10 protein-coding genes are annotated in these 19906 nt (G+C 73.1%); 8 read left to right on the top strand and 2 right to left on the bottom strand.

The annotated features are described in order from the left end of the window. Positions 1-142 precede the first annotated feature (142 nt). From ACFVT5_RS06325 to ACFVT5_RS06315, 3 genes are all read left to right on the top strand, one after another. Positions 143-1324: a MerR family transcriptional regulator gene (locus ACFVT5_RS06325; protein ID WP_389882128.1), complete on the top strand. Its 1182-nt coding sequence runs from the start codon at positions 143-145 to the stop codon at positions 1322-1324. Between the two features lie 86 nt (positions 1325-1410). Continuing rightward, a complete protein-coding gene (locus ACFVT5_RS06320; RefSeq protein WP_389881946.1) occupies positions 1411-2916 on the top strand; it encodes an acyl-CoA synthetase in 1506 nt (501 codons plus the stop codon). 4 nt (positions 2917-2920) lie between these two features. Then, positions 2921-4303: a carboxyl transferase domain-containing protein gene (locus ACFVT5_RS06315; RefSeq protein WP_389882126.1), complete on the top strand. Its 1383-nt coding sequence runs from the start codon at positions 2921-2923 to the stop codon at positions 4301-4303. Positions 4304-4715: 412 nt separating this feature from the next. On the opposite strand, the gene ACFVT5_RS06310 is transcribed toward ACFVT5_RS06315, so the two are convergent. Next, positions 4716-8438: a S8 family serine peptidase gene (locus ACFVT5_RS06310; RefSeq protein WP_389881945.1), complete on the bottom strand. Its 3723-nt coding sequence runs from the start codon at positions 8436-8438 to the stop codon at positions 4716-4718. Positions 8439-8653: 215 nt separating this feature from the next. On the opposite strand from ACFVT5_RS06310, the gene ACFVT5_RS06305 reads away from it, so the two are divergent. The 4 genes from ACFVT5_RS06305 (at position 8654) to ACFVT5_RS06290 (ending at position 17135) form a co-directional block, all read left to right on the top strand. Further along, positions 8654-9082, top strand: a complete 429-nt coding sequence (locus ACFVT5_RS06305; protein ID WP_389881943.1) for a CU044_2847 family protein — start codon at positions 8654-8656, stop codon at positions 9080-9082. Continuing rightward, on the top strand, positions 9079-10977 hold the full coding sequence (locus ACFVT5_RS06300) for a trypsin-like peptidase domain-containing protein (protein ID WP_389881941.1): 1899 nt from the start codon (positions 9079-9081) through the stop codon (positions 10975-10977). The genes ACFVT5_RS06305 and ACFVT5_RS06300 overlap by 4 nt, the downstream gene beginning before the upstream one ends. A 76-nt stretch (positions 10978-11053) precedes the next feature. Next, positions 11054-12097, top strand: coding sequence for an AAA family ATPase (locus tag ACFVT5_RS06295; RefSeq protein WP_389881939.1), 1044 nt, complete (start codon positions 11054-11056; stop codon positions 12095-12097). Further along, a complete protein-coding gene (locus ACFVT5_RS06290) occupies positions 12087-17135 on the top strand; it encodes an SAV_2336 N-terminal domain-related protein (RefSeq protein ID WP_389881937.1) in 5049 nt (1682 codons plus the stop codon). The genes ACFVT5_RS06295 and ACFVT5_RS06290 overlap by 11 nt, the downstream gene beginning before the upstream one ends. A gap of 16 nt (positions 17136-17151) precedes the next feature. Here ACFVT5_RS06290 and ACFVT5_RS06285 read toward each other — a convergent pair whose 3' ends face one another. Then, complete coding sequence (locus ACFVT5_RS06285; RefSeq protein ID WP_389882124.1) at positions 17152-18375, bottom strand: MFS transporter; 1224 nt, start codon at positions 18373-18375, stop codon at positions 17152-17154. 419 nt (positions 18376-18794) lie between these two features. Between ACFVT5_RS06285 and ACFVT5_RS06280 the strand changes: the two genes are divergently transcribed. Further along, positions 18795-19838, top strand: coding sequence for a rod shape-determining protein (locus tag ACFVT5_RS06280; RefSeq protein WP_389881935.1), 1044 nt, complete (start codon positions 18795-18797; stop codon positions 19836-19838). Positions 19839-19906 lie beyond the last annotated feature (68 nt).

Raw genomic sequence — 19906 nt, 5'->3', positions numbered from 1 at the left:
CGCTTGACCTTGACCTTCGGTGAACCCTCAGCATCGGTGGGGCCGGGCACCCGCCCGGTACGACGGGGAAGCACGGCACGGTACGGCGGACGGCACGTCACAGCGGACGGCACGGTACGGCGGGCGGCACGGGAGGTTCCGGGTGGCGGGGACGGGCGGCGCGCGATGGCTGACGATCGGGGTATTCGCGAAGGCGACCCGGCTGTCCCCGAAGGCGCTGCGCCTCTACGACGACCTCGGCCTGCTGCGTCCCGCCCGTGTCGACCCGGACTCCGGCTACCGCTACTACACGCCCGAGCAGGTGGAGCGGGCGCGCCTGGTGGCGTGGCTGCGCCGCCTGGGCATGCCGCTGACCGGCATCCGCGAGGTGTGCGCGCTGGACGGTCCGGCGGCGGCGGGCGCGGTGCGGGCGTACTGGGCGCGGGTGGAGGCGGAGACCTCGGCCCGCCGCGATCTGGCGGCCTTCCTGGTCGACACGTTGTCGAGAGAGGACACCGACATGACGTCCCCAGCACTGGAACTGCGGTACGCGGCCCTGTCCGACCGGGGCCTGATCCGCGCGAGCAACCAGGACACGGCATACGCGGGCGCCCGGATACTCGCCGTCGCGGACGGCTTCGGACCGGACGGGGCACCGGCGAGCGCGGCGGCGGTCGAAGCGCTCCGGTCCCTGGAGCGGTCCCCGGATTCCGAGCCCGGCACAGGCGCCGACACCGGCACCGGCACCCAGACCGGCACGGGAACAGGCCCCTTCGCGGCCGGGCACATCCTCAACGCCCTTCAGGACGCGGTCGACGCGGCGGTACGGGCGGTCCGTGACACAGCGCACCGACCGAGCGACACGGAGAGCGACACGGAAAGCGACCCGGAAAGCGGCACCACCCTCACCGCCCTGCTGTGGGCCGGCTCCCGCATCGCCCTCGTCCACATCGGGGACACCCGCGCCCATGTCCTGCGCGACGGGCAACTGTTCCGGATCACCGACGACCACACCCTCGTCCAGTCACTGATCGACGAGGGCCGGCTGACCCCGGACGAGGCCGCGTCGCACCCGCAGCGCACCCTGCTCCTCAGGGCCCTGACCAGCGGCGCCACCGGGGCCACCCCTGACCTGCGGCTGCACGAGGCCCGTCCGGGGGACCGTTATCTCCTCTGCTCGGACGGCCTGTCCACGGTCGTCCCACCGGACGGGCTGCGCCGCGTCCTCACGACGGCCCCCGACCCGGACACGGCGGTCCGTTCCCTGATCGAGGAGGCCCACAGGGCGGGTGCCCCGGACAATGTGAGCTGCGCGGTGGCGGATGTCGTGACGCCTACGGTGTGAAGGCACCCGGGTCCGTACCGCGGACAGGAAGCGGCCCCAGTGACATCCCTGAGAACCGGGTGTCCCCCGAGACAGGAGTACGACACGTGTCTTCTCTCTTTCCCGCTCTGGTCGGCGGCTCCACGGACCCCGCGCGGCCCGCACTGCGGTTCGGTGAGCGGGCCCTCGACTACGGAGGGCTCGGTGTCGCCGCCGGACGGGTCACCGCGCAGCTCGCCGGTGCCGGTCGGGGACGGGTCGCCGTCTGGGCCACACCCTCGCTGGAGACCGCCGTCGCCGTGGTCGGCGGTCTGCTCGCCGGAGTGCCCGTAGTGCCGCTGAACCCCAAGTCCGGCGGCGGCGAACTCGCGCACATCGTGTCCGACAGCGCCCCCGACCGGATCCTGGTGGCACCGGGGGTCGAACTCCCGGACGCCCTGGCCGGGTTGGAGCGGCTGGACGTAGAGGTCGAGGTAGACGCCGAGGCCGATGTAAACGCTGAGGCCGATGTCGATGTCACCGGCCGGCCGGCCGAGCGGTTCGCGGGTGAGCCCGACGACGACTCCGCGCCCGCCCTCGTCGTCTACACCTCCGGCACCACCGGACCCCCCAAGGGCGCCGTCATCCCGCGCCGCGCGGTCGCCGCGACGCTCGACGCGGTCGCGGACGCCTGGCAGTGGACCGGCGACGACGTCCTCGTGCACGGGCTCCCCCTCTTCCATGTGCACGGGCTGATCCTCGGCATCCTGGGTCCGCTGCGGCGCGGTGGCTCCGTACGGCATCTGGGCCGGTTCGACACGGACGGCGTGGCAAGGGAGTTGACGTCGGGCGCGACGATGCTGTTCGGGGTGCCGACGATGTATCACCGCGTCGCGGAGGCGCTGCCCAGCCATCCGACGCTGGTGAAGGCGCTGTCAGGGGCGCGGCTGCTGGTGTCCGGGTCGGCCGCGCTTCCGCTGCACGACCACGCGCGCATCACGACCGCGACCGGGCGCCCGGTCCTGGAGCGGTACGGCATGACGGAGACCCTGATGAACACGAGTGTGCGCGCGGACGGTGAACCACGGCCCGGGACGGTCGGCGTACCGCTGCCGGGCGTCGACCTGCGACTGGTCGACGAGTCCGGCGCCGAGATCACCGAGCACGGCCCCGAGGCGGTCGGCGAGATCCAGGTGCGCGGCCCGAATCTGTTCACGGAGTATCTGAACCGCCCTGACGCGACGGCGGCAGCGTTCGACGGCGGCTGGTTCCGCACCGGCGACATGGCCGTGCTCGACGCCGACGGCTATGTCCGGATCGTGGGCCGTAAGGCCACCGACCTGATCAAGAGCGGTGGTTACAAGATCGGCGCCGGGGAGATCGAGAACACGCTTCTGGAGCACCCGGGCGTCCGTGAGGCGGCCGTGACCGGGGAACCGGACGCCGACCTCGGCGAACGGATCGTGGCCTGGGTGGTGCCCGCAGACCCCGAAGCGCCGCCGTCCCTCGCCGAGTTGGCCGCCTATGTCGCCGACCGGCTCGCCCCGCACAAGCGGCCCCGGGTCGTGCACTATCTGGCGGCGCTGCCCCGCAACGACATGGGCAAGATCATGAAGCGGGCCCTCGGTGACTGACGCCGTGTCCCGCAGGGTCTCCGCGCGCGCCGCCGTCGCCCTCGTCGCCGACCCGGGCGGCTTCCACGAACTGCCGGTGCCCGACGGCACGTACGCGCCCGACGGGCCGCTGTCCTGGGAGGGGTACGACGACGCGCGTGCCCGTGCCACGGCCCGTACCGGTGAGAGCGAGTCGGTGGTGTGCGGGACGGCGGTGCTCGGCGGGACGCGGGCCGTGCTGATCTCCTTCGAGTTCGGTTTCCTCGGTGGTTCGCTCGGGGAGCGGACCGGTGACCGTCTTGAGGCCGCGCACGCGTATGCCCGGGAGCGGCGGCTGCCGGTGGTGGCGCTGGTCGCGACGGGCGGCAGCCGGATGCAGGAGGGCATGCGCGCGCTGACCCAACTTCAGCGGGTCGCCCGCGAGTCGGCGCTCACCCGGGCCGCGGGGCTGCCGCAGCTCGCGGTGGTACGGGATCCGGTGACGGGCGGCGGCTGGGCGACGCTCGGCGCGGGCGCGGACGTGATCCTCGCACTGCCGTCGGCGCAGATCGGCTTCGCGGGCTCCCGGGTCCGGCCGCCCGACGCGGACCCGTCGGCGTACACGGCCGAGGCCCAGTTCGCGGTGGGCGCGATCGACGCGGTGGTCCCGGAGCCGGACCTCCGGGAGACACTGGCCGACTGGCTCGCGCTGCTCACGGACGGCGTAGGGGTGGCCGAATCCGGCACGACCGCCCCTGGAGAAGGGGGCGTTGGGCTCCCCGCCCCTCCCCCGCACGCCCTCGGCCGTACCGACCTTCCCGGCACCGGCTGGGACGCCGTCGTACGGGCCCGCGCCGCCGAACGTCCGCGCGCCACCGCCTATCTCGACGCCTACTTCACACGGCGCGTGACGGTGAGCGGGGACCGGGCGGGCGGGACGGACGACGGGATGCTGTGCGGGTTCGGTACGCACGACGGGCGGACGGTCGCGTTCGCCGCCCAGTGCGGTACGGCGACCCGGCCCGCCGGATACCGGACGGCCGCCCGCCTGATCCGGCTCGCGGGGCGGCTGAACCTGCCGGTCCTGACGCTGGTGGACACCCCGGGCGCCGCCAACGACGCGGCGGCGGAACGCTCCGGTGCGGGCGCCGCGATCGCCGATCTGTTCGCGGCGGTGGCCGAGTGCCCGGTGCCTGTGACCACGTTGGTCATCGGCGAGGGCGGCTCGGGCGGCGCTCTCGCGCTGGCCGCGCCCGGCAACACCTGGGCCACACCGGACAGTTACTTCTCCGTGATCGCGCCCGAACCGGCGGCGGCGATCCTCAAGCGCCCGTCAGAGGATGTCCGCCGCACCGCCGACCAACTCCGCCCGCGCCCCCAGGACTTGGTGGACCTGGGCGTCGTACGCGGCATCGTGCCGGGGAGCTGAAGGGGCGGCCCTATGCCCCCCGGACGCCGGGGCGTCCGAACAGAACACCCGAACACGGGCGCAGTTGTTCCCTGGAACAGGTGATCGTCGCTCGGGAGATTGCATGCGTCCCGCGTGAAGCACGATGCTTACGGTGCGCGAGCGACGGGATGCATACCGTTACCGCGACGACTCCCGTCCCCTTGTCCCAAGCGGCGTACGGGAGTTGGTCCCCCTCAGAAAATGTCCCAAGGAGAAGCACCACCATGAACGTCATCACCGATATCCTCGCCGGCCTCATCCACTTCGTCGGCCGGCTGATCTGACGTCACCCGAACCACCCGGGTCCACCGGACCCGAACGGCGGCGCCGTCTCCCCCGGTCCCACGGGGAGGCGGCGCCGCCTGTCGTATCAACAGGGGTTCGGCCAGGGCTACTTCACGCCCACGGCCCGGATGATCTCCTGCGTCACCTTCCCGCCCCGGTCGTCACGGGCCGACGCGCGCAGGGAGACGAACTTGGCGGACGAGGGCACCTTGAGACTCCCCCGCCAGGCCGCCCCTCGCCCGTCGCGGTCCAGGTCGACGGAGGTCCAGGTCCGGCCGTCGTCGTAGGACACGTCGAGCGTGCCGCCGCCGATGGTGCCGGTGCCGGGCGCGCCCTTCACATACTCGGCGTACAGGCCGATGGGCAGCCTGCGCCCGGCGCGTATGTCACCCGAGAGGTCCGTGTCGACGTCGAAGCCGAGGTTGAGCAGCGGCAGGAACGTCCAGCGGTCGTCGGGGGTCGCCGACGAACGGAAGGTCCACTCAGCGTGCCCCTTCGTGGACAGTTTCCAGCGTGCCGGGTCGAGCGTCGTGTCGGTGACCAGCTTGTACGTGCGCTCGGCCGGGTCGGCGTCCCACACGTACGCGCCGGAGCTGATCCGCCGGTCGACCCGCACCCCGTCCACGTACACCTCGGTGACCTGCGTCATCGACGGTTCGCCCCACACATCGCCGAAGCCGGTGTGGTCGGGGCCCGCGTCGCCCCAGCCGGGGGCGTTGAACTGGAGTGTGGCGCCCGAGCGTTGCTGGCCCCAGCCGAGTCCGGTGCCGAGCCAGGGGTGCAGGACCGGCTTGAACCAGTTGAGTTCCGGGTGGCTGCCGCCCCGGTAGGTGACCTGGCCGCTGCGCTCCTCCAGGGCACCGGGGCCGGTGGTCACGGACTCGTGCCAGCGCTGTCCTGGACCGGTGGAGACGTAGTCGGTGCGTTCGGCGGGGAGATCGATCCGCTCCTGGAAGCCGATGCCGATACGGAAGGTGTCGGTGATCGAGTACCGGAACTCGCTGCCGTCGGCGGGCCTCACCGCGTGGAACTTGGTGTCGAGCGCGGCGAGTTGGGACTTCTTCGGCCGGTACGTGAGGTCACCGCGCGGAATGGCTCCCTGGTGGCCGTCGGACAGGTCGTACATGTAGGGCGTGTGGGGGGTGCCGGTGGTGTCGACGCGGCCGTGGGCCCGTGCGGCGGCGATGAGCCGGGCGCCGTCGGCGGCGTTGACGGTGGCGATCTGGAGCGGCCGGTCCTCGCCGGCGTCGGTGCCCCACCAGGCCATCAGCCGGCCGGGCGTGTCATCGGTGACGAACAGGGCCTTGGCGCCCGCGTCCTGCGCTGCCTGGGCCAGATCGGCCTGCTCGGACGCGTCGGTACGGCGCACGACGACCGCCTTGCCCCGGACGTTCCTGCCCTGGTACTGAGCAGGTGTGCCGTCGCCCGCGTCGATGAGGGAGAGTCGGGCGCGGCCCTCGATCAGGGTGCCGCCGGGCTGGACGGTGGCCTCGCCGAGGCGTCGGCCGCCGATTTCGGTGTCCAGGAGCGGCTTGCCGAGCCGCCAGACCGTGCGGTACTCGAAGCTGCCGTCGGTGACCTTGGGGGTGGGCGCGGCGAAAATGCTGTCGTAGGTGAGGGGGACCTGGACGGCGCTGAACAGGTCGGCTCCCCGGGCCTTGCGGTCGTACTCCATGAGGAGTTGGCGGGTCTCGGTGCGGCGGTCCACGTCGGCCGCGATCTCGCGGAGCCCGCGCCCGTCGAGGGTGATCTCACGGTCCCGGTCGAGAACGGTCTCGGGAGCGGCGAGCAGTCCGAGGCCGAGGGAGTCCGTGCCGTGGCTGCCCCGGACATCGAGGAAGGACGCCACGCTGTACGTGCCCGGCTTCAGCCGCAGTTCCAGGGTGCCGGAATCGCCGACCTGGACGGGGAACGGGTCAGTGCCCTGGGCGAGTTGCTGTACGACCAGGCGGGCCGGGGTGCGGGCGCCGTCCCGGTCCTTGACGTGGACGGTGAGCGTGTACCGCTCCTCCTCCTTGACCAGGCCGAACGCGGTGTGCGCGACCGGCTTGCCGCCCGCGCTCGCGACGATACGGCCGCTGGTCGCGCCGACCGGTGCCTTCGCGCCGTCCCCGGTGACGGTGGTGGACGCGGTGCCGTGCGCCGGGACGGTCAGTGTGGAGTCGGCGAGGGTCGCGACACCGTCGGCCGCGCCCTCGGCCCTCAGGCTCAACTCGACCGGTGTGTCAGCCGTGTTGGAGTAGGTGAGGGTGCGGGTGACGGGCTTGTTGTCGGCGTAGGGCCAGGTGTAGGCGCCGAAGTCGGCGCTGCCGGTCGCGGTGACCGTGGCGCCGACCGCGTCGGGAACGCTGACCCGGCCGGCACCCAACGCATAGACGGAATCGGCGAGTTGCCTGGACGTCGACATCAGGGCGTCCTTGAGCATGGCGCCCGTCCAGTCGGGGTGCTTCTCGGCGAGGAGCGCGGCAACGCCCGCGACATGCGGGGTGGCCATCGACGTACCGCTCATCGTGGTGTAGTCGCCGGTGCCCTCGGCCAGGCGGGAGCGGGCGGCGAGGATGTCCACGCCCGGTGCGGACAGGTCGGGTTTGAGGGCGCTGTCGCCGAAGCGGGGGCCCTGGCTGGTGAAGTAGGCGGCCTCGTCGGCGGAGTCGACGGCGCCGATGGTCAGCGCGGAGTCGGCGGCGCCGGGCGAGCCGATGGAGCCGGGCGCGCCGGTGTTGCCGGCCGCCACGACGAACAGCGCGCCGGTCTCGGCCGACAGGGTGTTCACGGCCTGCGCCATCGGGTCGGTGCCGTCGCTCGCCTCCTGCGAACCGAGGCTCATCGACACGACCTTGGCGTGGATGTCCCGCGCTGCCCACTCCATCCCGGCGATGATCTGCGACTCGGAGCCCGAGCCCTCGTCGCTCAGGACCTTGCCGACGGCGAGCGTGGCACCGGGCGCGACACCCTTCTCCTTGCCGTCGGACGCGGCGCCGCTGCCGCCGACCGTGGAGGCGACATGGGTGCCGTGGCCGTTGCGGTCGGCGACCTCCTCGCCCTCGATGAAGCTCTTGGTCTCGCTCACCCGGTCCGTGAGGTCCGGGTGCCCGGTGTCGGCGCCGGTGTCGAGCACGGCGACCTTGACGCCCTTGCCGGTGAGGCCGGCCTCCCATGCGGCGGGGGTGCCGATCTGCGCGTTGCTCTCGGCGAGGTCGGCGGTGACGCGGGCGTCCAGCCAGATGCGGTCGATGCCGGCAGCGAAGCGTGAAGTTCCCTCGGCCCGTGTGCTGTTGGACGTGTCGCTGGTGACCGTGGACCAGAACGTCCGGTCGCGGTCAGCCCGCAGCGCGGTGCCGTCGACGCTGGGCAGCGGCCGTACGCGCTCGGCGCCATGGGGGACGGTACGGGATTCGCGGGGCGTGTTCTCGCGGTAGGTGACGATGAGGGGGAGGCCGCCGGAGGTGTAGCCCTGGCGGATCAGCGCGGTCACCTCGAACAGCCGCCGGTCGAGGGTGCCGGCGTCCAGATACGGCAGGGCCTCGTCCGGTACGACGGTGACGGTGCCGCCGGAGACCTGGGTACGGACCGCGCCGGTGGCACCCTTGGGGCGGTCGACGGTGACCGCCTTTCGGCCGCCACCGAGTTCCGTGACGGTGACCTTGTCGCCGGTGACGAGGGTGACGGTGTGCGTGGCCTGGGCGGCGGGGGTGGCCGCCGGCCGTGCGGGGGCGGGGGTGGCCTCTGCGGTGGCCGTGTTCGCCGGGAGCAGGACGAGCGCGAGTCCGGCCGACAGCAGCCCGGTCGACAGAAGTCCGGCCCCGCGTCTCGCGGAAGCTCGTGTCATGGGTCCCTCTCTTCGTCCGGCCCGGGAGGGAGTGCTCCCGGGTGCTGCGACTGAGTGTCGGGTGGCCCGTGTTGCGGGAGTGTTGACGGGGACTGGCGGGAAGGTGCCCTGGCGGCTTCCCGCCAGTCCCGGTTCCGCGGACATGCGCAAGCGCCGCCTGGGACAATACGGTTGACTTCGCGAGGACCTTGCGACGGGTGCGGTACGGGGGATGCATGGACGAGTTGGTGGAGTTCAGGACCGACGACGGGGCGAGGATCGTGGTCGCGGCCCCCGATGACGGCTCGGGCTCCCGCCTGGTCTCACGTGACGACGGCCCGGCGCGCGCGACCCGCACCTTCGAGGCGTCGCTCGCCGGAGCGCGGGCCGCGGCGGAGGCGGCGCTACGGGTGTTCCGCGACGGGGTACTGAAACCGGACACCGTGGAGATCGAGTTCGGCGTCCGTATGACGGCCGAAACGGGAGCGGTGTTGGTGAAGGGCTCGGCGGAGGGCCACTTGGTGGTCAAGCTCGCGTGGTCACCAAGAACGCCTGACCGAGCCGATACGGCTCCGCCTCGGACACCGGAACCCGACACCACAGGACCGGACACCACGGGACCGGACACCACCGGGCAGCCCCCGGAGGCAGCGGCAACTCCATGACCCGCGAGGAAGCCTTCCGGCCCGACGACGGCCCCCGAGGCAAAGGCGGTCCCGACCTCGAAGACGCACCGCGCATCCCGGCGGTGGGCACCCCCGCGGCGGGCGTCGGTGGTGCGGGGGCCCGGGGGGCGGCAGCCCCTGAATATCCGGTCAGGCCCCACGCCCAGTGGCACGCTCGGGTGGACTGTGGCCGTGAGGTGGGCGCCGGGTTCCTCGTGTCCGCCCGGGAGGTCGTGACCTGCGCGCATGTCGTTCAGGGCGCCGAGGAGGCCGGGGTCACCGTGACCTTTCCGCAGGCCGCCGGGCTCGGTCCGCTCACCGCGACCGTTGTCGCACGCGGCGACTGGGGTGGCGGCGACACCGACTCCGGCGACCTGGCCGTCCTGGAACTGGAGCGTGACGTACCGCTGGAGCACGCCGAGTTCGCGCCGCCGGACCACGGCTACGGCGATCCGCCCCGCAAACTCCTGGTCTACGGCTTCCCCGCCCGCTACGACGAGGGCACCCTCGCCGAGTACCGCACCACCGGCGCGCAGCGCATCGCGGGCGAGTGGATCCAGCTCGAAGCCTGGAACGCGCACGGGCAGCCGCTCGCCCCGGGATTCAGCGGCGCCGCCGCCGTGCTCGCCGACACCGGCCATGTCGTCGGCATGGTGTCCGCCGCCGCGGGTGACAGGGCCGTGCGCAACGGCCGGATGCTGCCCGCCGCCGTGATGGCCCGCTCCTGGTCCCGGCTCGGCGAACTCATCCCCACACACGGCTTCGACCGCGCCGCCAAGGAGTCCCTGCGTGAGCTGGTCAGCGCGGCCGAGACCGCGGGCGTCGAGTGCACCCCCGACCAGTTGTTCACGGAGTCGGTCGACCCGGTCAGCGGACCGCCGCTCCCGCCGAACGGGTTCCCCTCGCTGTGGGCCGCCGCCTGGTACCTGTTCTGGGAGGTGGACGACGCCCAGGCCCCGAACCGGTTCGCCGCCCGGCTCGCGGACTTCGTGGAGGACACGACGACCCGGCACGCCCTGCAACGCTGGCCGGCGCGCGAGGGCCACGTACCGCCGCACCGGCACCCCGCGCCGCCCGCCACCGCCACCGCCACCTGGTCCCCGATCGTCGTGGAGCTGGAACGCAGCGGCGCGGGCCGGGGCCATCTCCTGGTCGAGGTGTCCGCGTACCGCGACGGACAGCGCCGTGTCATCGGCAACCGGAGTCTGCCCAAGGCCCGGGTGCGCGGGTACGTCGCCCAGCGTGTGGACGAGGCGTTCCATGAACTCCCGCACGGCGCAGAGGTGTTGATCGCGTTCGTGCTGCCCAGGGAGTTGCTCAGCCAGCCCGTGGAACAGTGGCCGCGCGGCGAGGACGACCCCAGCCCGATCGGCTGTCTGTACCCGCTGGTCGTGATGGACCGGGACCGACGCCGCAAGGGCGGGCTGCAACACGGGCTGCTGCGCAAGTGGGAGTCCCTGGACGGGCGGACGGCGGCCGATCTGTACCGGGTGGAGTGCGGCAGCAGCGAGGACCAGGGCCGGCTGACCGTACGGCTGTGGGAGGACGGCCAGATGATGGGGTTCACGGCGCCCCCGAAGTCGGCCCGGATGAAACGGCTGTTCTCGGCCGGGCTGAACGGCTCGGTACCGGTGATGCTGTGGCCCCGTACCGGCTGCGGCGGCGACCACGACGACGGGGAGCCCTGCACCGGGGGCGCGTTCCTCGACTCGCTCGTGGACTACGTACAGCGACTGCCACCGGCCGAACTCCCCCTGCACATAAGGACGTTGCGCAAGGCCGTGTATCTGTCGCCCGAGCCGGACGAGCACTGGGCGCGGGACCTCACACTGCTGTGGGAGGACCCCCGGTGCTTCCCGGAGACGCCGGGACACGCACGCTCACCGGTCGGCTGACCGGGTCGGGCGCCCCACCGAATCCGACTGAACCCGACTGAATCGCATCGAATCCGACCGAGGAGAAGCGGAACCCATGTCCCTGTGGCCCGTCTACACCGGCACCAGCGAGCCGCACGACGGCATCGAGCGGCTGCCCGAGCCGCCGCCCTGGCGCGCCTTCAACGGCGGGCCCGAGCTGGAGACCCCGGCGGAGGAGAGCGACGAGGCGGCGTCGTCGCCGGACCGCGCGCACCGGGCCCGCACCTACCGTGCGACGCAGCAGAGCGTCGACCTGGTCAACGCCGCGCTGTATCTGCGCCGCCCGCTCCTGGTGACCGGGCCGCCGGGCAGCGGCAAGTCGTCCCTCGCCTACGCGGTCGCCCGCGAGCTGCGGCTCGGCCCTGTCCTGCGCTGGAACATCACCAGCCGCTCGACGCTCCACGACGGCCTCTACCAGTACGACCCGCTGTCCCGGCTGTACGCGGCCAGGGACGCGGCGGCCCGGGACAGAAAGGGAGTGAGGGCGCGGGACACGGCCCGGGATCCGGCGGCGAACCTCCAGGACCATCTGCGCCTCGGCCCGCTCGGCACCGCCCTGCTCCCCTACCGGCGCCCCCGCGTCCTGCTCATCGACGAGGTCGACAAGAGTGACCTGGACCTGCCCAACGACCTCCTGAACGTCCTGGAGGAAGGGCAGTACGAGATCCCCGAGCTGGTACGGACGGCGCGGCACACCGCCGAGGCCGAGGTGATGGTGGACGGCACGGACGACCGGGTGCCGGTGGCGCGGGGGCGGGTGCGCTGCCGGGCGTTCCCCTTCGTCGTGATGACGAGCAACGGCGAGCGGGAGTTCCCGCCCGCGTTCCTGCGCCGCTGTGTGTCGCTGCGGCTGCGCCGGCCCCGGGACGCGCACCTCGAAGAGATCGTCCGCGCGCATCTGGGCGAGCCCGACGACTACGCCCGCTCGCTGATCGGCCACTTCGTCAGCCGCGGCTCGGGCGGTGAACTCGCCACCGACCAGCTTCTGAACGCGATCTACCTCACCGGCGCCGCGGGCCTGACCGGCGCGTCCCGGGACGACCTGGCGGACCATCTGATGCCGTATCTCGGCCACGGCCCGGACGACGATGCCCTCTAGCCCGGACACCCCGCCGCCCACCGCCCAGTTGGTGGACCTCCTCGCCCGCGCTGGCGACGGGACCCGGATGGGCGCCATCGAGCTGGCCGAACTCCTCTGGCTGGCCCGGCACATCCAGGCCCCGGCGGACCCGGAGCCGCCGCCCGTAGCGGACCCGGATCCGGATCCGGTCGCTCCGCTCACCTCGCCGCCCGCCGGTCCTTCCGTGACCGCACCGAGCCCGACGTCCCCCACATCCCCGCCCCCGCCCGCACTCCCCCACGACGAGGGCCGCGTACCGCTCCATCTCCCGGCCCCCGCACCCGGGGCCGAGGGCGCGGGCTTGGGCGGGACCGTGGCGCGGGCGTCGCTGCTGGCGCCCGCGCCGCCGATGCTGGCGCGTCCGCTGGCTCTTCAGCGGGCGTTGCGTCCGCTGGCGCGGCGCGTACCGTCGCCCCTCGGCCGGGAGTTGGACGAGGAGGCCACGGCGGACCGTATCGCGCGGCTGGGCGCCGGGCCCGAGTGGTGGCTGCCGGTCCTGCGCCCCACCCGGGAACGCTGGCTGCGCCTGCATCTGGTGTACGACGCCGGACCGACGATGCCCGTCTGGCGCCCCCTCGTCCGCGAACTGCACACGGCCTTCGCCCAGTCGGGGGCCTTCCGCACGGTCGAGCTGTACCGCGCCGACGCCGACGGCACCGTACGCGGACCGCTCGGCGCGCCCGCCCCGGTCCCGGCCGACGGCCGCACCGTCACCCTGCTGATCAGCGACTGCATGGGCCCCCAGTGGTGGGACGGGCCGGCCGGCGCCCGCTGGTACGGGACCCTGCGCCGCTGGGCGGCCCGGCTGCCGCTCGCCGTGCTCCAGCCGCTGCCCGAGCGGCTGTGGCGCGGCACCGCGCTGCCGACCGAGGCGGGCCTGCTGACCGCGCCGGGACCCGCCGCCCCGTCCGCCGCGCTGACCTTCACGCCGTACGATCCGGTGCCGACCGATACCACCGGGCCGGGCAGTCCGGCAGCGAGGACCGACGGAACCCTCCCGCTCCCCGTCCTGGAACCGTCCCCCGTCTGGCTCGCCCACTGGTCGGCACTGATCGCCGACCCGGGTGGCGCCCAACTGCCGGGCGCCGTGGCCCGATTGCCGCGCCGTCCCCTACCCTTCGCGGCGGACGACCCGACCCGCGAGGACGTGACGGCGCTGTCGGCGACCGAGCTGGTGGGCCGGTTCCGTGCCACGGCCTCGCCCGAGGCGTTCCGGCTGGCCGGCCATCTCGCCCTGGGAGTACCCCGGTTGCCGGTCATGCGGCTGGTGCACGCGGCGATCGAACCCCGCCCGCGCCCGCAGCACCTGGCCGAGGTGATCCTCAGCGGCATGCTCACCAGCGAGGCACCGCACGGCTCGTACGCCTTCCGGCCCGGGGTGCGCGGCCTGCTGAAACGCTCGCTGCCGCGCAGCAGCCGGGACCGTACGGCCGCGCTGCTCGCGGAGGTCGGCGCGCTGATCGACGCGCGGGCGGGCACGGCGGCGGGCGACTTCCGCGCCGAGGCGCCCGCCGTGGGCGGTACGCCGGGGAACCTGGCGGGGGCGCCGATCGCGACGGTGGACCCGGAGAGCGTCCGGGAGATGGCGGGTACGGGTGCGGGGGCCCGGCCGCCCGGTGAACTGATCGGCGGGCGTTACCGGTTGGAGCAGCGGCTGCGGCCCAGCGGCACGCTGTGGCTGGCCCGGGACACGGAAGCGGAGGAGGACACGGACCGGACGGTCGTGGTGCGGCTGCACACACGGTTCGGGCCCGAGCGGACCGAGAGGTTCCGGCGCGCGGCAACCGCGCTCACCCGCCTGCGGCACCCGAATGTGGTCACCGTCCTCGACCACGGCGTACACGGCGATGTGCCGTATGTCGTGATGGAGCACGTGACCGGAATTCCCCTCAACGCCCTTGCGGCGCCCAGCGGTTACCTCCTCCCGCCCCGCCTTCTCGTCTCGGTCGCGAGCGGCCTGGCGCGGGCCGTCGAAGCCGTTCACGCGCGCGGCGTCACCCACGGCAGCATCGGCATGACCCGCGTGATCCTGCTGCCCGACGGCACGGCGAAGCTCACGCACTTCGACGTGGGGCACACGACCGGTACGGCGGGGCGGGCCGAGGACGAACGCGCGCTCGGGCAACTGCTGATGTCCCTGGCGTCGGGCGGCGCGAGAAGGGACCTCTCCGTAGGGGACTCCCGGCCCTCCGCCCTGCCGCCCCACCTGTTTGAGCCCTTCATCCGCGCGATCGCCGCCGCCCACGACGGCGAGCCCGAGGGTCTGGCCCGCCTCCAGGACCCCGAACTTCCGCGTCTCGCCGAGGAGTCACCCAGCCTGTGGTACTCGCTTCTCGGCCCTGTCCGGGTGTGGCGGTCGGGGCCGGAGCCGGAGCCCGCGGTCCTGGACCGTCACACGGCCACCGAACTCAGGCCCCTCATGTGCCAGTTGCTGCTCCGCCACGGCACCCCGGTCACACAGCGGGAACTCCTCGACGGCATCTGGGGCTCCCAGCGCCCCCCGCACGCCGAGGCCGAACTCGGCCGGCTGGCGTCCCGGCTCCGTACCGCCCTCGGCCCCGGCACCGTGGCCACCCTCCCGGACGGGTACGCGCTGCATGCCAGTACCGCCGAGGTGGACGTGGTCGCCTGTGACGTCCTGGTGGCGCGGGCGAAGGAGGCACGGGAGCGGGAGGAGCCCGCGGAGGCACGGGAGTTGATCGGCTCCGCGCTGGACCTGTGGCGGGGCGAGCCCCTGGACGGCGTATCGGGCCCGGCCGCCCAGTCCGCCCGCACCCGACTCCGCCAACTACGCCTCTGGCTGCTGCGTACCCGAGCCGAACTCGACCTGGAGCTGGGCCGGTTGGAGGAGGCCGCGTCGGACCTCGTCGGCCTCCTGGCGGACCACCCGTCCCGCGAGGACTTCTGGCGCCTGCGCATGGTCGCCCTCCAACGCCTCGGCCGAATCGCCGAAGCGCTGGACGCGTACGAGGAGTTCCAGCTACTCGGCGGCCCCACGGTCCCGGCCATCGAGGAACTCCACCGCGAACTGCTGGAAACCCTGGAAGCCGAGGAGGCGACAAGAGCGGCGGAGTCCAGAACGACGGGCCATTCCCCGCCACTTCCCGAGACCACCGACCCCGACGAAGACTCGGCTTCCCCGGCAAACTTCGCATGGGGCGAGACCACCCCGCCCAGCGAAACCCCCGAGCCCAACGAAAGCGCCGCGCCCCCCGGAGACACGACACCCCCGGAATCCACCGACCCCGGCGAGGTCACCGACCCCAGCGCTTTCCGCGAAGGCACCGCACCTGACGAAGGCATCGAGCCAAGCGAAGGCACCACAACCAGCCAGGCCACCAGCCCCAACGAAAGCACCACACCCCCCGAAAGCACCACTCCCCGCGAGGCCACCGAGCCCACCGAGCCCACCGAAAGCACCGCCTCCCCCGAAGGCGCCGCGCCCAGCAACCCCACCCGCACCCGCGCCTCCGTAGTCTTCGAATTCGCCGACGAAGAACCAGAATTCACCCTCGGCGAAGAGGCCGCGGCGGAACTCGCCCACGCCCTGGGCCGTGTCGTAGCCCGCCTGATAGAGGAAAGCGGCGTCGACCCGAACGCCGTGGAGCGCATTTCCCGCCTCTCCGGATTCGCCCTGTTCACCGAGGTGGACGTCGATGTGCTGCCCCTCCTCAGGACCGTACTGGCGCGCCTCACCGATCTCCTGGCCGAGGAAGAACTGCCCCGGCTGCGGGTCACCTTCTGGCACACCGTCCGGCTCACCGACACGAACCTGCCGGGCTACCGCACCCTCCAGAGCCGCCTCGAATCCGCCCTGGCCGGCGCGCTGGTCGGGATCTCGCGCCCCTTCCACGAACAGCTCATGGCATCGGGCGACGACACCGCCGCCGAGTTCCAGCCGCTGTACCGCCAGCCGGACGACCCCGAACCCACCTGCTGGTACGCCCTGCTCGGCCACGAGCGGCCGGGACAGGCTCACGCACCCGTCCACTGGGCCGAGGTCCAACTCTCGCTCCGGGCGGGCGGCCCCAAGGCGTTCACCTGTTACGCCAAGCTGGACTGGCGTTTCAACGATCCGGACGCCCACACGCCGTTCGAACCGGTGGAGTTGCCCCAGCTACTGATCCACCGGCTGCGCAGGGAAGCCCTCGACGTCACGCGCCGGCTGCCGTCCGAGCGGGTCGGCGAGGCGCAGGGCAGGCTCCGCGACCGGCTGCTGCGGCTGGCCCCGCCGGGAGTCTCGCTCCGGGGCCGCACCAGCCTGACCCCGGGGCTCACCACCCCCACACGGCCCTGGACCCCGGGCAGCCCCGTCGCGGACGCGCTGACGGCCGTCGACTCGCTGATCCTCGGCTTCGACGGTCCGGTGACCCAGCTGTACTCACGCGACCAGGCCATGTCGGCGGCACGGGAACTCGCCGCGATCCTCGTGGAGTACCGCGACCCGTCCGCCGCGCTGGACGGCGTACCGCTGATCGATCCGGGCATCGAGGGGACGGAGGGGTCCGTGCATCCCCTGGACGTGTTGCGCCGGTTCGCAGAGCACGCGACAGCCGAGGACCTGCGACGGCGCCTCGACGCGATCGAGGCGAGGGCCACCCGCAACACCCGCCCCTCCGTCCGCCTCCGCGAACTGCTCGGGGTTCTCAACGGTCAGGGCATCCAGGTCGCGGTGGTGGGAGACACTTCGCAAGAGGCGATGAACCAGGTCCTGGGCCACCGCGACACGGCCCTGGCCCTGCGCGCGGGCGGAATCCACGGGCGCACGGACGATCTGGGGCTGCTGATGCCCGACCCCGACTGTCTGCGCCGCGCCCTGAGCCGGCTCGGGACCCGGCCCGACCGCTGTGTCATGGTCGCCGGTTCGGTCGCCGAGGCCACCGCGGCCCGCTCGATCGGCCTGCCGTTCGTCGGTCTGGCCCGGTTCGAGGCCGACCGGCAGCGGCTCATGGCGGCCGGCGCCATGGACACGGTCAACTCCCTGGACCCGCTGGTGAAGGCGGCCAGCACGTACTGACCGCCTGCACTGACGTCTACGCCTCCGGGTTCCGCGCGTCGTACCGGGCGAACCGGCGCCACACCAACCCCAGTACCGCCACCGCGACCACGCACGCGATGCCGCCGCCCGTGACGGCCACCGTCGGGTTCGCGAGGTCGCCGACCGTACCGGCGAGGAAGTCGCCGAGCCGGGGGCCGCCCGCGACGACCACGATGAACACGCCCTGCAACCGGCCCAGCATCTCGTCCGGGGTCGCCGCCTGGAGCATCGTCGAACGGAACACCATCGAGATGGTGTCGGCGCATCCGGCGAGCGCCAGGAACAGCAGCCCCAGCCAGAGGTTCCGGGTCAGTCCGAAGACGGCGACGGCCGTACCCCAGGACGCGACGGCGATCAGGATCGCGAGGCCGTGCCGGCGGATCCGCCCGAGCCAGCCCGAGAACACGCCGCCGAGCAGCGCGCCGACGGCGGGCGCGGCGACCAGCAGCCCCGTCGTCTTCGCGTCGCCGCCGTACCAGAGGACGGCGACCGCGGGGAAGAGCGCCCGGGGGTGGGCGAGCACCATCGCGCACATGTCGGTGAAGAACGTCATCCGGATGTTCGGCCGGGTGGCCAGAAACCGCAGCCCGTCCAGGACGGAGGCCCGCTTGCCGCGCTCGGCGGCGCCGTCCGGCTTCATCGACGGCAGCCGCCACATCGCGTAGAGCGCGGCAGTGAAGGCGATCGCGTCGATGGTGTACGTGACCTGGTAGCCCCAGAGTCCGACGACGAGGCCGCCGAGCATGGGGCCGACCATCGCGCCGGACGTGGTGGTGATGGAGGAGAGGGCGTTCGCGGCGGGGAGGTGCTCGGGGGCCAGGAGGCGGGGGATCATCGAGGACCTGGCGGGCAGGTTGAGGGCCCCGCAGACGGCTTGCAGCGCCACGATCCCGTACAGGAACGGCACATGGTGGAACCCGGCGAACGCCGCCACGGCCAGCGCGACGGACAGGGCGCAGGACCCGGCGGCCGAGTAGAGGCCCAGCTTGCGGCGGTCGACGGTGTCCGCGACGGCTCCCCCGTAGAGGCCGAAGACGACGAGCGGAACCAGCGAGAACAGGCCGACCAGGCCGACCGAGAAGCTGGAGCCGGTGATGTCGTACACCTGGAGGGAGACCGCGAGCGCGGTCATCGCCTGCCCGGTCCAGGAAATGGTGTTGCCGAACCAGAGGCGCCGGTAGTCCGTCGAGATCCGCAGGGGCGTGAGGTCGGCGAGGATACGGCGCCGGGGCGGGCGGGGCGGCGATTCGGGGGTGGCGCCAGAGCCGGTGTCGGCGGCGGCGCCGGAGCCGGTATCGGGGGCGGCGCCGGATATCGGACCGCCGTCGTCCGACCCGCCCTTGCCTTCGTCTGCGTCTTCGGAGGTCGTCCTGGTCACAGGGGATGCTAACAACGCCCTCCCGAACACCCCGCGCCGGTCGCGCGGGCACCACCACACGCCGGTCGCGCGCGCCATCTCCCCCGCCTTAGTTCCCCTCCCCTTCACTCGCCCTCGCCCCGAACACCACCCACTCAGCGGCACACGGCCCCCCGCCCGGCGCATCCCATGGTGCGGCGACACGCCGAGCACCGCACGATCGGAGTCAGGGCCCGCCGACCGGGGGCCCCGCACGATCCGTGCTCTCGGGAGGTTCCGCCATGACCACCAACGCCAGCCTGGAGCAGTTGCGCCGGTGCCATCTCGCGGTGGACCTGGGCGCCGCGCGGACCCGGGTGTTCGTGAAGGGCGCCGGTCTCGTCGTGGACCAGCCGAGCGCCGCCGCCGTCAACACCCGCACCGGCGCGCTGATCGCGGTCGGCGAGTTCGCCGAGCGCATGACCGGCCGGACACCCGCGTACATCCGGGTGGTGCGTCCCGTGTCGGGCGGCTCGGTGGTGCACATCGAGATGGCGCAGCGGATGCTGCGGCATCTGATCGGCGAGAAGCTGCGCCGTGCCCTGCGCCGCAAGCCGTGGCTGCGGGCCGCCGCCTGCACCCCGCACGACGCGGACCCGCTGGCGCAGCGCGCGACCGTCGAGACGCTGGTGGGGCTCGGCGCGCGCCGCGTGGAGCAGGTGGACACCCTGATCGCGGCGGCCGTCGGCTGCGGAATGCCCGTGGAACGCCCCGAGGCGACGATGATCCTGATGTGCGGCGCGGCCACCACGCAGGTCGCGGTCCTGTCGCTCGGTTCGATCGTGACGGCGCAGCGGATCCCGGTGGGCGGCGAGGCGATCGACCACGCGATCGTCCAGCACCTGCGTCACCACCACGAACTGATGCTCCCGTCGCAGTCGGTACGGCCCCTTCAGGTCGCCCTGTCCGGCAACGGCCTGACCGAGCACGGTCCGACGTCCACCGAGATCCACGGCCGCGATGTCGCCACGGGGCTCGCGCGGTCGGTCCGGGTGGACACGGCGGCGGTGCGCGACGCGATCCACACCCCGCTGACGGCGGTCCTCGACGGCATCGGCAAGGTGCTGCGCGACTGCCCGCCGGATCTGGTCGCCGACCTTGTCGACCGAGGCATCATGATGGTCGGCGGCAGCGCGCTGCTCCCTGGCCTGGACGAGATGCTGCGAGAGGCGACGGGCATGCCGGTGGCCATCGCGGAGCGGCCCGACGTGTGCGCGATCCTCGGCATCGGCGCGATGCTGGAGGGCAAGGTCCAGCCGATGGTCCTCAACCCCATGACTGTCTGACCCAGACCTCCCCCGGGCCTCCCCCGAACCGCCCCACCTTGCCGCACCCCGCCGCACTCTGCCGCCGA

The organism is Streptomyces sp. NPDC058001 (assembly GCF_042886315.1).
Lineage (GTDB): Bacteria > Actinomycetota > Actinomycetes > Streptomycetales > Streptomycetaceae > Streptomyces.
This window is presented reverse-complemented; position numbering and strand designations above follow the sequence as displayed.

Bases quoted from the DNA above. Each gene is read 5' to 3' on its own strand.
- ACFVT5_RS06310 (WP_389881945.1), bottom strand. From the start codon at position 8,438: ATGACACGAGCTTCCGCGAGACGCGGGGCCGGACTTCTGTCGACCGGG.
- ACFVT5_RS06305 (WP_389881943.1), top strand. From the start codon at position 8,654: ATGGACGAGTTGGTGGAGTTCAGGACCGACGACGGGGCGAGGATCGTG.
- ACFVT5_RS06300 (WP_389881941.1), top strand. From the start codon at position 9,079: ATGACCCGCGAGGAAGCCTTCCGGCCCGACGACGGCCCCCGAGGCAAA.
- ACFVT5_RS06295 (WP_389881939.1), top strand. From the start codon at position 11,054: ATGTCCCTGTGGCCCGTCTACACCGGCACCAGCGAGCCGCACGACGGC.
- ACFVT5_RS06290 (WP_389881937.1), top strand. From the start codon at position 12,087: ATGCCCTCTAGCCCGGACACCCCGCCGCCCACCGCCCAGTTGGTGGAC.
- ACFVT5_RS06280 (WP_389881935.1), top strand. From the start codon at position 18,795: ATGACCACCAACGCCAGCCTGGAGCAGTTGCGCCGGTGCCATCTCGCG.